Genomic DNA, 12,630 nt, shown 5'->3' with positions numbered 1-12,630 from the left:
CCGCCGGCTCGACGCCGACGGCATCCGCGCGCTGCTCGACGACCCGGCGGGTCCGCGAGCTCGGTAGGGGCACGCGCACATCCGTGCCCCGCCCCCGACCGCAGCTCCCGACCATCGACCTCGAGGAACCGAACAGAACATGGAAACCGCTGAGATCCGCCGCCGCTGGCTGACCTACTTCTCCAGCCGCGGTCACACCGTCGTCCCCTCGGTGCCGCTGCCCTTCGACGACCCCAACCTGCTGTTCGTCGCCGCCGGCATGGTGCCCTTCGTCCCCTACTTCGTGGGTCAGGAGACGCCGACGTTCGCGCGGGCCACCTCCGTCCAGAAGTGCGTCCGGACGCCCGACCTCGAGGAGGTCGGCAAGACCAGCCGGCACGGGACCTTCTTCCAGATGAACGGCAACTTCTCCTTCGGCGACTACTTCAAGTCCGGCGCCATCAGCTACGCCTGGGAGCTCCTCACCACCTCCACGTCCGACGGCGGCTACGGCCTCGACCCCGAGCGGCTGTGGGCCACCGTCTACGAGAACGACGACGAAGCGGCCGCGCTCTGGCTCGAGCTCACCGCCATCCCGGCCGAGCGGATCGTCCGACGGGGCAAGCTGGACAACTACTGGCACATGGGGATCGCCGGGCCCGGCGGACCCTGCAGCGAGATCTTCTACGACCGCGGCCCCACCTACGGCCAGGAGGGTGGACCCACGGTCGACGAGGACCGCTACATGGAGATCTGGAACCTCGTCTTCATGCAGGACGAGCTGAGCGAGGTCCGGGCGAAGGACGACTTCGACATCCGCGGCCCGCTCCCCGCGAAGAACGTCGACACCGGTATGGGGCTCGAGCGGCTCGCCAGCGTCCTGCAGGGCGTCGACAACCTCTACGAGATCGACGAGGTCCGTCCCGTCCTCGATCGCGCGGCCGAGATGACCGGCAAGGTCTACGGCGCCAACCCCAGCCACGTCGCCTCCCGGAGCCACCCCGACGACGTCCGGCTGCGCGTCGTCGCCGACCACGTCCGCACGTCCCTGATGCTCATCGGCGACGGCGTGATCCCGGGCAACGAGGGCCGCGGCTACGTCCTCCGCCGGATGCTGCGGCGGGCCGTCCGCTCGATGCGGCTGCTCGGCTACGACGACCCGAGCCTGCCGCAGCTGCTTCCGGTGAGCATGGAGGTGATGAGCCGCTCCTACCCCGAGCTGCGCTCCGACTTCGGCCGGATCAGCCATATCGCGTATGCCGAGGAGGAGGCCTTCCGTCGCACCCTCGCCTCGGGAACGACGATCCTCGACACCGCGGTGAACCGTCTGAAGCAGGCGCCGGACACGACGCAGCAGCTGAGCGGTGCCCAGGCGTTCGCCCTCCACGACACCTACGGCTTCCCCATCGAGCTCACCCTCGAGATGGCCGCGGAGCAGGGCGTCGAGGTCGACGAGCCCGGCTTCCGCCGGCTGATGGCCGAGCAGCGCGACCGGGCCAAGGCCGACGCGCGGGCGAAGAAGAGCGCGCACGGTGACACCTCGGCATACCGGCGGATCGCCGACGCGATCGGCCACGACGTCGAGTTCACCGGCTACGACGAGGTCGTCTCCGAGGGCCGGGTCGCGGGCATCATGCGCGACGGGCAGAACGTCCACGAGGCCCGGACCGGCGACGACATCGAGCTCGTCCTCGACCGCACCCCGTTCTACGCCGAGGGCGGCGGCCAGCTCGCCGACGGCGGCCGGATCGAGCTCGCGAACGGCGCCATCGTCGAGGTGCGCGACGTCCAGAAGCCGATCTCCGGGCTCGTCGTCCACCGGGCGACGGTCGTGTTCGGTGAGGTGGCCGAGGGTGAGCTCGTGCAGGCCGAGGTCGACGTCGAGCGACGCCGCTCGATCTCGCGTGCCCACACGGGAACACACATGGTGCACAAGGCGATTCGTGAAGCGCTGGGGGAGACCGCGACCCAGGCCGGGTCGGAGAACGCGCCCGGCCGGTTCCGGTTCGACTTCAACGCGCAGCAGGCGGTCCCGACGACTGTCCTCATGGACGTCGAGGCGAAGGTCAACGCCCTGCTGCTCGACGACCTCCCGGTCCACGCCGAGATCATGACCCAGGACGAGGCGCGGGCCAGCGGGGCCATGGCGCTCTTCGGCGAGAAGTACGGCGACGCCGTGCGGGTGATCTCGGTGGGCGACTGGGCGAGGGAGCTCTGCGGCGGCACCCACGCGCAGCGCTCCAGCCAGCTCGGTCTCGTGAAGCTGCTCGGCGAGTCGTCCATCGGCTCGGGCGTGCGCCGGGTCGAGGCGCTCGTCGGCGCCGACGCCTACTCCTACCTCGCCCGTGAGCACGCCATCGTCGGCCAGCTGACGGAGGTGCTCAAGGGCCGCCCCGAAGAGCTGCCCGAGCGCATCGCAGGCATCCTCGCGCGGCTCAAGGACGCCGAGCGGGAGATCGCCTCGGCGCGTCAGGAGAAGGCCCTCGCGGGGGCCGGCCGGTTGGTGGACACGGCACGTGACCTCGGTGGCGTGAGCTTCGTCAGTCACGACGCGGGCGACATCGCCCCCGACGACCTGCGCACCCTCGTCCTCGACGTGCGCCAGCGCCTCGGGAACGACCGCGCCGCGGTCGTCGCGATGGCCGGCGCGGCCGGTGGGCGTCCCGTCGTCATCGTCGCCACCAACGCGGCGGCCCGCGAAGCGGGGGTCAAGGCCGGCGTGCTCGTCCGGCCCGCGGCCCAGCAGCTCGGCGGCGGCGGCGGCGGCAAGGACGACGTGGCCCAGGGTGGTGGGACCGACCCCGCCAAGGTGTCGGACGCGCTGGGGGCCGTCGAGATCGCGCTGCGTGAGCGCGGCTGACGCGCCCACCGCGGCGCGACACGCCCGGGGCGGGATGTGGTCCACTGGGTCGATGAGCGACGGCACCCCGGTCACCGACGGTGTGAGCACGTCGTCGCGCACCGGCGTGCGGCTGGGTGTGGACGTCGGGAGCGTCCGGGTCGGGCTCTCGGCGAGCGACCCGTCGGGTCTGCTCGCCTCCCCCGTCGAGACGGTCGCTCGCGACGCCCTCGGCGGAGCCGACCAGCACCGGGTGGTCGAGGTCGCGGCGGAACGGAACGCCCTGGAGGTGGTCGTCGGGCTCCCACGCTCGCTCACCGGCGCCGAAGGCGCAGCGGCCGCGACCGCACGGTCGTATGCCGTGGAGCTGGCGACCCTGCTCGCCCCGACCCCGGTGCGCCTCGTCGACGAACGCTTGACCACGGTCGACGCGCACCGCAGACTACGCGAGAGCGGCGTAGCGGGTCGTGCGCAACGTGCCGTGATCGACCAGGCCGCCGCGGTGCTCATCCTCCAGAACGCACTCGACGCCGAGCGCGCCTCCGGACGGGCGCCGGGGGAGCTGGTCCGGCCCAGCAGGCTCACCGAGGCGGTCGGTGCGCGACCACGACGACGGAAGAAGACACCGGCAGGCCGATCGGTGGAGCCCGTCCCGGGCTCCGGGGAGTCCGTGGGGGACTCCACCGGTGGGAACGACCGCGTGACCAAGACAGAGGAACCCCGATGACCGATCCTCGCCATCCCGGCCCGCGGGGCCTCGACGAGCTCCGCGACCCGGTCCAGCCGGGCGACCCGGGCGACCCGGGCGGGCTGCTCGACCCGCTGGAGCCGGCCGACCCGTTCGCCGACGAGCCGGCCGACCCGTTCGCCGACGAGACGGACGAGACCTACGAGACCGTTGAGACCCACGAGGCGTACGAGGCCTACGAGGGCCATGATGGTTTCGACGACGAGGCACTGCCGGTCACCCGGGCCGAGGTCCGGGAGCAGCAGCGCGACCGGCGTCGTGGCCGCAGCCGCCGGGTCCGGGGCGTGATCGTCCTCCTCGTCACCCTCGCGCTCGTGGCGGGGGCCGGCTGGGCGGCCGTGACCTACCTCCGTCCTTTGCTGTCCTTCTCCTCGGAGAGCGGCGACTATCCCGGTCCCGGTACCGGCGAGGTGGCGATCACGGTCAAGGACGGTGACACCGCCTCCGCGATCGGGGCCACCCTCCAGGCGGCCGGCGTGGTCAAGACCGCCCGGGCGTTCGCTCAGGCGGCGGCCGCCGACCCCAAGGGCAACACCATCCAGCCCGGCAGCTACACCCTGAGATCGCAGATGACGGCAGCGGGGGCGCTGGCGCTGCTGCTCGACCCCGCCGGCCGGTCGGTGCCCCGCGTCACGATCCGTGAGGGCCTCTGGGAGTCGGAGACCTTCGCGCTGCTGGCCAAGGCGAGCGGTCTCCCGGTCTCCGACTACGTGGCTGCCGCGAAGGACACCGCGGACCTCGGGCTGCCGGCGCAGGCCAAGGGCAACCTCGAGGGCTATCTGTTCCCGGCGACCTACGAGTTCGCCAAGGGGTCGACTGCCGCGGAGCAGCTGGCGCAGATGGTCGCCAAGACGATGCAGGTCCTGACCCGGCTCAGGGTCCCGCCCGCGTCGATGGAGCGCACGCTGACGATCGCGAGCATCGTCGAGGCCGAGGGGCGTCTCGCTGCCGACCGGCCGAAGATCGCCCGCGTCATCGAGAACCGCCTGGCTGCCCCGATGCGCCTCCAGCTCGACTCGACGGTCAGCTACGGCGTCCAGAAACGGGCCCTGACGACGACCGACGCCGAGCGGGCCAACCCCAACCCCTGGAACACCTACGTCCACGACGGGCTGCCGGTCGGCCCGATCAGCAACCCCGGCGAGGTCTCGCTCGCCGCGGCGATCACTCCCGAGGCCGGACCCTGGCTCTACTTCGTCACCGTGAACCCCGCGACGGGGGAGACCAAGTTCGCGACGACGGACGCCGAGCACCAGCAGTACGTCGCCGAGTTCCAGAAATGGTGCTCCGACAACCCGGGCAAGTGCTGAGCGGACGTCCGTGCCCTTGCCCCGATCGCTGACCCTCCCTGCGTCGCTGCCGTCGGACTCCCGGCGCCGGGCCGGCGTGCTCGGCCATCCCGTCTCCCACTCGCTCTCGCCGGGGCTGCACCGGGCGGCATACCGGGCGCTCGGGCTGGTGGACTGGTCCTACGACGCCACGGACGTCGACGCGCTGGAGCTCGTCGCCCACGTGGCCGGGCTCGACGCGACGTGGGTGGGACTCTCGCTGACGATGCCGCTCAAGGAGGTGGCCTTCGACGTCGCGTCGGCCGTGAGCCCTCTCGCCCGCGCGACGGGCGCGATCAACACGCTCGTTCGTCGCAGCGACGGGTGGCACGGTGACAACACCGACGTCCACGGGCTCGTCGTCGCGCTCCAGGAGGCGGGGGTCGAGCAGCTGACCGATCTCCTCGTCGTGGGCTCCGGCGCGACGGCCCGCTCGGCGGTCGCGGCCGGCAGCCGGCTCGGGGCGACCCGGGTCACGTTCATGGTGCGGGGCGCCGCCCGACCCGAGACGGTCGCGCAGGCGAGGGAGGCGGGGCTCGAGGTCGCACAGACACCGCTGGGCCGCTGGCCCGAGGTCGTCGAGGTGGTGGTCGGCACCATCCCGCCGACGGCGACCTCCACCTGGGCCGACACCCTTCCCGAAGGGGGGCGCGCCCTGCTCGACGTGGTCTACGGCGACGGTGCCACCCCCCTCGTGCTGGCGGCGGGCCGAGCGGGGTATGCCGTCGTGCCCGGCACCGAGATGCTGCTCCACCAGGGCGCGGAGCAGGTCCGGTTGATGACCCGGCACGAGCCGCCGGTCGATGCGATGCGCGCGGCCCTCGCCGCCGAGCTCGACAGCAGCGTGTCCGACAGCAGCGTGTCCGACAGCAGCAGCCGGTGACCCGGATCGCCCCCCTGTCGGCTCCGCCGTGGGTGGTCGTCCTCGTGGTCGTCGCGGGGCTCGCGGTCGGGCTGGTCCTGGCGCGGCGACTGGCGACGACGGGCTACCGGCTCGACGACGAGGACCTGCGGCCGGTCGGCGATCTTCCCCACCCCAGGGGTGCGAAGCGGCGCCCGGTGCTCGGGCCGCTGCCCCACGAACCGCGGCCGCTGCCCGGGGCGCCCTGGGTGATCACCGCGGTCGTCCCGGTCCTCTGGGGCCTGCTGGCCTGGCAGCTCGGGGGACTGGCCCGGGGCGCGATGCTGCCGGCATACCTGCTGCTCTCGGGCGTCGGGGTGGCGCTGGTGTGGATCGACGCCGACGTGCACCGGTTGCCCGAGGGGCTCACGCTCCCAGCGCTCCCGGCCATCGCCCTCCTCCTGGCGGCGGCGAGCCTCACGACCGGCGACTGGGGGGCCCTCGGGCGAGCGGCCATCTGCGGGGTCGCCGGCTACCTCTTCTACCTCGCCCTGGCCCTGCTCGTCCCTGGGGGCCTCGGGCTGGGCGATGCGACGCTCGGCGCTCTCGTCTCGCTGCCCCTCGGCTACCTCGGATGGAGTGAGGCGGTGATGGGCATCGTGCTGACCTACCTCTTCGGCGGTGCCTTCTCGCTCGTCGCGATCGCGCTGCGCCGGGTGCGGCTCAAGGGCTACATCGCCTTCGGACCGTTCATCGTCATCGGCAGCCTCGCCGCCGTGTTCATCGGCTACCCGACCCCGGGTCCCTGACCGGGCCCGACCACCCCCGTGGAAGGATTCGCTCATGTTGCGTTGGTTGACCGCTGGTGAGTCCCACGGCCCGGCGCTGGTCGCGGTCCTCGAGGGCCTGCCCGCCGGGGTCGAGGTGCGGAGCTCCGACATCGCCGCCGCCCTGGCCCGTCGGCGGCTCGGCTTCGGCCGGGGTGCCCGGATGAAGTTCGAGCAGGACGAGGTCGAGTTCCTCGGGGGGCTCCGCCACGGATCGACGCTCGGCTCACCGATCGCGATCCGGATCGGCAACACCGAGTGGCCGAAGTGGGAGACGGTGATGAGCCCCGACCCGGTCGACGAGGACGCGCTCGCGGCGGCCGACGACGTCAACGCGGAGAAGGAGATCGCCCGCAACAAGCCGCTCACGCGGCCCCGTCCGGGCCACGCCGACCTCGTCGGGATGCAGAAGTACGGCTTCACCGATGCCCGGCCGATCCTCGAGCGGGCGTCGGCCCGTGAGACGGCCGCCCGGGTCGCCCTCGGCGAGGTCGCCGCCCGCTTCCTCGGCCAGGCCTACGGCATCCGCCTCGTGTCGCACACCGTCGCCATCGGCACAGCCGGCGTCGCCGACGACGTCCCCCTGCCCCACCCCGACGACGTCGAGCGCCTCGACGCCGACCCGGTGCGCACCCTCGACGCGGCGGGCTCGGCGGCCATGGTCGCCGAGGTCGACGCCGCGCGCAAGGACGGCGACACCCTCGGCGGCGTGGTCGAGGTCGTCGCCTACGGCGTGCCGCCGGGCCTCGGCTCGCACGTCCACTGGGACCGCCGTCTCGACTCGCAGCTCGCCGCAGCCCTGATGGGCATCCAGGCCATCAAGGGGGTGGAGGTGGGCGACGGCTTCCGCACCGCCCGACGACGCGGGTCGCAGGCCCACGACGAGATGGAGCGCGACGGGTCCGGCACCATCCACCGCCGCACCGACCGCGCCGGGGGGACCGAGGGCGGGATGTCCACCGGACAGGTGCTGCGCGTGCGCGCCGCCATGAAGCCGATCTCGACCGTGCCGCGGGCGTTGGACACGATCGACATCGTCTCCGACGAGCCGGCGACCGCGATCCACCAGCGCTCCGACGTCTGCGCCGTCCCCGCGGCCGGGGTCGTGGCCGAGGCGATGGTCGCGCTCGTCCTCGCGCAGGCCTGCGTCGAGAAGTTCGGCGGCGACAGCGTGATCGAGACGCGGCGCAACCTGACCGGCTACCTCGAGGCGATCCCCGAGCGGCTGCGCTCGTGGTGACACCGCCCTCGGGGGGCACCCGCCCGGTCGCCGTGGTCGTCGGCCCACCGGGCTCCGGCAAGACGGTCACGGGCGCCGCGCTCGCCGCCGCCCTCGGGGTGCCCTTCCACGACGTCGACGAGGCCATCGTGCGGAGCGGCGGCCGGTCGATCTCCGACATCTTCGTCGACGACGGCGAGGTCGCCTTCCGCGCGCTCGAGCGGGCTGAGGTGGCGCGGGCGCTGGCCGAGGAGACCGGCGTGGTCTCGCTCGGTGGGGGAGCACCGATGGACCCCGCCAGCCAGGAGCTGCTACGCAGCCACCGGGTCGTCTTCCTCGATGTCGGGATCGCCGACGCCGCCAGGCGGATCGGCTTCGACACCTCCCGCCCGCTGCTGTCGGTCAACCCGCGAGGGTCGTGGATCGCGATGATGAAGGCCCGGCGCCCGGTCTACGAGTCGCTCGGCGCGATCCGGGTCGACACCGCCGGTCGGACGCCGGACGAGGTGGCGGCGGAGGCGGCGACGCTGCTGGGCGCCCTCGGTGTCTCGGGTGTCTCGGGTGTCTCGGGTGCCTCGGGTGAGTCAGCTGTGACCCGGATCCCGGTCGGCGACGACTACGACGTGCTCGTCGGTCGCGGCCTCCTCGCCGATCCGGCGGCCGTGGTCGAGCTGCTGCCCCCCGGGGCCGAGCGGGTGCTCGTGGTCCACGCCGGTCTGTTGGCGGAGGCGGCCCGCACCCTCGGTGCGGCGCTGACGGCAGCCGGGCACGCGGCATACCTCGAAGCCGTGCCGGACGGCGAGGTGGCCAAGACCGCGGCCGAGGCCGCGCGCCTGTGGGGCGTGCTCGGACGGGCCGGCTTCACCCGCACGGACGCGGTCGTCGGTCTGGGGGGCGGCTCGGTGACCGACCTCGCCGGCTTCGTCGCGGCGACGTGGTTGCGGGGAGTCTCGGTCGTCCAGGTGCCGACGACGCTGCTCGGGATGGTCGATGCCGCGGTCGGCGGCAAGACGGGCATCAACACGGCCGAGGGCAAGAACCTCGTGGGCGCGTTCCACCCGCCCGTCGGGGTCCTCTGCGACCTCGACCTGCTCGCCTCACTGCCGATGGCCGACCTGGCGGCCGGGATGGCCGAGATCGTCAAGGCGGGGTTCATCGCCGACCCCGAGATCCTCGAGATCGTCGAGCTCGACGGCGCGAGTGAGGGATTCGCGGTCGCGGGCGCCGACTGGCCCCCCTTGCGCGAGCTCGTCGAGCGGGCTGTCCGCGTCAAGGCCGAGGTCGTCGCTGCCGACCTCCGGGAGTCGTCGCTGCGCGAGATCCTCAACTACGGGCATACCTTCGCCCACGCCGTGGAGCTCGTGGAGTCGTTCACCTGGCGGCACGGCGAGGCGGTCGCGGTCGGCATGGTCTACGTCGCGGAGCTGGCCCGCCTCGCCGGTGTGCTCGACGCGTCCGTGGTCGAGCGGCACCGCGCGGTGCTGACGTCCCTGGGCCTGCCGACCACCTATCGCGGCGACCGCTGGGACGAGTTGCTGACCGCGATGCGCCGCGACAAGAAGGCCCGTGGCTCGCTCCTGCGGTTCGTCGTGCTGCACGGGATCGGCGACCCCCAGCGGCTCGAGGGCCCGTCGGAGGACCTCCTGCGCGCGGCGTATGCCGCCGTGTCCGGGTAGCGAGCCGCCGAGCGCGTCCCGCCACCCCCCCCGGCTTCTTGCTTGCGGATGGCCCGAATCGGGGCCTCCAATGCCGATTTCAGGCCACGCGGAAGCAAGAAGGCGGGTATGCGGTGAGCGTGACACGGGGACGGGGTGACAGAGTATTCCCATGGGAGAGATGGTCGACATCGGCGCGCAGACCTCGGTCACCGGGGGTTCACCCCGCCTCACGGCATACCTCACCCGGCCGCCGGGCACCGAGCCCCTGCCCGGGGTCGTGATGGTCCACGAGGCCTGGGGCCTCGACGACGTGATGAAGCGGTCCGCCGACCACCTCGCGGCGATGGGCTACGTCGTCATCGCCCCCGACCTCTACACCAAGGGCTTCAAGCTGGGCTGCCTCCGGGCGACCTTCTCCGCGCTGCGGGCCGGCAAGGGTCCGGCGTTCCAGGACATCGAGGCCTGCCGGCAGTGGCTCGTGGCGCGCGGCGACACCACCGAGGGCACCGGCGTCATCGGCTTCTGCATGGGCGGGGCGTTCGCGCTGCTGCTCGCGGCCTCCGACGCGGGCTACGACGCCAGCTCGGCCAACTACGGGTTCCTCCCCTCCGACCCCGACACGGCGCTTCGCGACAGCTGTCCCGTGGTCGCGAGCTATGGCGCCAAGGACAAGCAGCTCGCCAAGGTGCCGGCCAAGCTCGAGGAGATCTACACGCGGGACGGGACGGCCCACGACGTCAAGGTCTACCCCACGGCCGGGCACGCCTTCCTCAACGACGCCGAGAACTCGCCCTGGCTGCTGCGCCCGATGCTGCGCGTCGCGGGTGCCGGGCCAGAGCCCGAGGCGGCGGCCGACGCGTGGCGCCGGATCGGCGAGTTCTTCTCCGTGCACCTCGCCCGGTAGACTCCTGCGGTTCCTCCCTCCGGATCTTTTCCGGCGTCCCGGCATGCCGCCCTCGTCTCGATGCAGACCTGCGTATGCCGCCGCGGCGCCCTCCCAGACGAAAGTGCGGTCAGTCAGTGGCGTCGACCAACGACCTGAAGAACGGCATGGTGCTCAACATCGACGGACAGCTCTGGTCCGTCGTCGAGTTCCAGCACGTCAAGCCCGGCAAGGGGCCGGCCTTCGTGCGCACCAAGCTGAAGGCGGTGCTGTCGGGCAAGGTCGTCGAGCGGACCTTCAACGCCGGCACCAAGGTCGAGTCGGCCAACGTCGACAAGCGCACGATGCAGTACCTCTACAAGGACGGCGAGGACTTCGTCTTCATGGACACCGACAACTTCGACCAGCTGCACGTCAGCGGGGTCGTGGTGGGTTCGGTGGCCGACTACATGCTGGAGAACCAGAACGCTCTCGTGGCGACCCACGACGGCGCCCCGCTCTACGTCGAGCTGCCCGCCTCCGTGGTCCTGGAGATCACCTACACCGAGCCCGGCCTGCAGGGTGACCGCTCGACGGGCGGCACGAAGCCCGCGACGCTCGAGACCGGCGCCCAGATCGCCGTCCCGCTCTTCCTCGAGCAGGGCACCAAGATCAAGGTCGACACCCGCGACGGGTCCTACCTCGGTCGCGTCGGCTGACCCCGCGACGACCTGAGCGGAACTGACGACCGGTGGCTGCTCGTAGCAAGGCCCGCAAGCGCGCGCTGGACCTCCTCTTCGAGGCCGACCAGCGCGGGCTCAACGCCCAGAACCTCCTCGCCGAACGGCTCTCCGGGAAGTTCGAGGGGCCGTCGCCGAACGAGTACACGATCGAGATCGTCGAGGGTGTCGTCGGCCGCTGGGGGGAGATCAACGACCTCCTCTCGACCTACAGCCAGGGCTGGACGATCGAGCGGATGCCGGGGGTCGACCGGGCCATCCTGCGGATCGGTGCCTGGGAAGTGGTCTGGAACGACGCCGTCCCCGACGCCGTCGCGATCTCCGAGGCCGTCGCGCTCGCGAAGTCGCTCTCGACCGACGACTCGCCGTCCTTCGTCAACGGCCTGCTCGCGCGCCTCTCCGAGGTCAAGCCGACCCTCGTCTGAGCTTGCTCTGAGCCGGCGGCTCACGTCCCGGCGGCTGGTCAGGTGGCCGGCTCAGTCGCCGGCCACCCCGTCGATGGCCTCGCGCAGCAGGTCGGCGTGGCCGTTGTGCCGGGCATACTCCTCGATCATGTGGGTGTAGACCCAGCGCAGGCTGATCTGCCGGCCGTCCGACGCGGCGACCTGGTCGAGGTAATGACCACTCAGCGCATCGCGGACGACCTGGGTCTCGCGGCGGAACGTCTCGAAATCGGCCAGCGCGTCGGCGTCGGCGACGCCGTTCCAGTCGGCGTCCTCGTCCTCGTCGGAGGCGTAGACGGCGCCGGGGTAGCCGCCGTCGGCGTAGTCGAGGAACCAGCCCCGGTCGACCTCGGTCAGGTGCCGGACGAGGCCGAGCAGGCTCAGCGTCGACGTCCCGAGCGGGGTCGCCTTGAGCTGCTCCGGCGTCAGGCCGGCGCACTTGTGCAGGAGCGTGGCGCGGTGGAAGTCGAGCCAGCCGTCGAGCACCTCGCGCTCGCTGCCGACGAAGGGGGGCCGGGGGCGGTCTTCCCATCGGTCCATGACGCGCAGCCTAGGCGGGGGGCCCGACAGAGGGGAGGACGCGGCATACGGACCGGGCCTCGGGTAGAGTGCGCTCTCGAACGAGACATCCTTTAACCACCGTCCTTGAGAGGCGGGGAAGGAGGTCCTGGTGTCTGCTGCTGTCCAGCCCACCCCGACCGGCCCGCGCCTGCGCGTGGTGATGAGCTCCGGTGACATCTCCCGGGCGCTGCGCCGCATCGCGCACGAGATCCTCGAGCACAACCGGGGCGCCGACGACCTCGTCGTGCTCGGCATCCCCTCCCGGGGGGTGCAGCTGGCCCAGCGCCTCGTCGCGATCATGGTCGACGTCGAGGGGGCGACCGTGCCCGTCGGCAGCCTCGACATCACCATGCAGCGCGACGACCTGCGCCATCAGCCGGTCCGGCCGATCGCCCGCACCGAGGTCCCGACCGGGGGCATCGACGGCAAGGTCGTCGTCCTCGTCGACGACGTGCTCTACTCCGGGCGCACCATCCGAGCGGCCCTCGAGGCCCTGTCCGAGCTGGGGCGGCCGCGCGCCGTCCGGCTCGCCGTCCTCGTCGACCGGGGGCACCGGGAGCTGCCGATCCGGGCCGACCACGTCGG

Annotated in this window: 12 protein-coding genes and 1 pseudogene; 12 read left to right on the top strand and 1 reads right to left on the bottom strand. The window is 72.4% G+C overall.

Annotated features, from left to right (window positions below):
* Window positions 1–139: 139 nt before the first annotated feature.
* The 11 genes and pseudogenes from alaS to nusB all read left to right on the top strand — a co-directional run bounded on the left by alaS (window position 140) and on the right by nusB (window position 11,466).
* Window positions 140–2,839 carry an alanine--tRNA ligase gene (alaS, locus tag Q0R63_RS01615; RefSeq protein ID WP_295693003.1) on the top strand — a complete coding sequence of 900 codons (2,700 nt, stop codon included), beginning with the start codon at window positions 140–142 and terminating at the stop codon, window positions 2,837–2,839.
* A gap of 52 nt (window positions 2,840–2,891) precedes the next feature.
* Window positions 2,892–3,545: a Holliday junction resolvase RuvX gene (ruvX, locus tag Q0R63_RS01610; protein WP_366521063.1), complete on the top strand. Its 654-nt coding sequence runs from the start codon at window positions 2,892–2,894 to the stop codon at window positions 3,543–3,545.
* Window positions 3,542–4,876 carry an endolytic transglycosylase MltG gene (gene mltG, locus Q0R63_RS01605; protein WP_295693001.1) on the top strand — a complete coding sequence of 445 codons (1,335 nt, stop codon included), beginning with the start codon at window positions 3,542–3,544 and terminating at the stop codon, window positions 4,874–4,876. Before ruvX ends, mltG begins: the two co-directional genes overlap by 4 nt.
* A gap of 10 nt (window positions 4,877–4,886) precedes the next feature.
* Entirely contained in the window at window positions 4,887–5,777 is an 891-nt protein-coding gene (locus Q0R63_RS01600; RefSeq protein ID WP_366521062.1) for a shikimate dehydrogenase, read from the top strand.
* Complete coding sequence (locus tag Q0R63_RS01595) at window positions 5,774–6,544, top strand: prepilin peptidase (protein ID WP_295692998.1); 771 nt, start codon at window positions 5,774–5,776, stop codon at window positions 6,542–6,544. The genes Q0R63_RS01600 and Q0R63_RS01595 overlap by 4 nt, the downstream gene beginning before the upstream one ends.
* Window positions 6,545–6,578: 34 nt before the next feature.
* The gene (gene aroC / locus Q0R63_RS01590) at window positions 6,579–7,802 is read left to right on the top strand and encodes a chorismate synthase (RefSeq protein WP_295692995.1); all 1,224 of its coding nucleotides are present in this window, start codon (window positions 6,579–6,581) and stop codon (window positions 7,800–7,802) included.
* Window positions 7,796–8,290, top strand: a pseudogene (locus Q0R63_RS01585) (shikimate kinase); the annotation flags it as partial. The gene aroC and the pseudogene Q0R63_RS01585, both read left to right, overlap by 7 nt.
* A gap of 81 nt (window positions 8,291–8,371) precedes the next feature.
* Window positions 8,372–9,457, top strand: a complete 1,086-nt coding sequence (gene aroB / locus Q0R63_RS01580) for a 3-dehydroquinate synthase (RefSeq protein WP_295693011.1) — start codon at window positions 8,372–8,374, stop codon at window positions 9,455–9,457.
* A gap of 151 nt (window positions 9,458–9,608) precedes the next feature.
* The gene (locus tag Q0R63_RS01575) at window positions 9,609–10,343 is read left to right on the top strand and encodes a dienelactone hydrolase family protein (protein WP_295692990.1); all 735 of its coding nucleotides are present in this window, start codon (window positions 9,609–9,611) and stop codon (window positions 10,341–10,343) included.
* A 116-nt stretch (window positions 10,344–10,459) separates the two neighbouring features.
* Window positions 10,460–11,020, top strand: coding sequence for an elongation factor P (gene efp, locus Q0R63_RS01570; protein ID WP_295692988.1), 561 nt, complete (start codon window positions 10,460–10,462; stop codon window positions 11,018–11,020).
* 32 nt (window positions 11,021–11,052) lie between these two features.
* Complete coding sequence (gene nusB / locus Q0R63_RS01565) at window positions 11,053–11,466, top strand: transcription antitermination factor NusB (protein WP_295692986.1); 414 nt, start codon at window positions 11,053–11,055, stop codon at window positions 11,464–11,466.
* A gap of 51 nt (window positions 11,467–11,517) precedes the next feature.
* On the opposite strand, the gene Q0R63_RS01560 is transcribed toward nusB, so the two are convergent.
* On the bottom strand, window positions 11,518–12,024 hold the full coding sequence (locus tag Q0R63_RS01560) for a DinB family protein (RefSeq protein WP_295692984.1): 507 nt from the start codon (window positions 12,022–12,024) through the stop codon (window positions 11,518–11,520).
* 181 nt (window positions 12,025–12,205) lie between these two features.
* Between Q0R63_RS01560 and pyrR the strand changes: the two genes are divergently transcribed.
* Window positions 12,206–12,630: bifunctional pyr operon transcriptional regulator/uracil phosphoribosyltransferase PyrR (gene pyrR / locus Q0R63_RS01555; protein WP_295693008.1), on the top strand; the 425-nt coding region annotated here is incomplete at its 3' end.

Origin of the sequence: Lapillicoccus sp. (assembly GCF_025353065.1) — a bacterium.
In the GTDB taxonomy this organism is placed as follows: domain Bacteria; phylum Actinomycetota; class Actinomycetes; order Actinomycetales; family Dermatophilaceae; genus Lapillicoccus.
Note: the sequence above shows the minus strand (reverse complement) of the source record. Positions and strands in the feature narration are given on the sequence as shown.

Coding starts and splice junctions, on each gene's coding strand:
- Q0R63_RS01575 (WP_295692990.1), top strand. CDS start 9,609: ATGGGAGAGATGGTCGACATCGGCGCGCAGACCTCGGTCACCGGGGGT.
- ruvX (WP_366521063.1), top strand. CDS start 2,892: ATGAGCGACGGCACCCCGGTCACCGACGGTGTGAGCACGTCGTCGCGC.
- mltG (WP_295693001.1), top strand. CDS start 3,542: ATGACCGATCCTCGCCATCCCGGCCCGCGGGGCCTCGACGAGCTCCGC.
- aroC (WP_295692995.1), top strand. CDS start 6,579: ATGTTGCGTTGGTTGACCGCTGGTGAGTCCCACGGCCCGGCGCTGGTC.
- Q0R63_RS01560 (WP_295692984.1), bottom strand. CDS start 12,024: ATGGACCGATGGGAAGACCGCCCCCGGCCCCCCTTCGTCGGCAGCGAG.
- alaS (WP_295693003.1), top strand. CDS start 140: ATGGAAACCGCTGAGATCCGCCGCCGCTGGCTGACCTACTTCTCCAGC.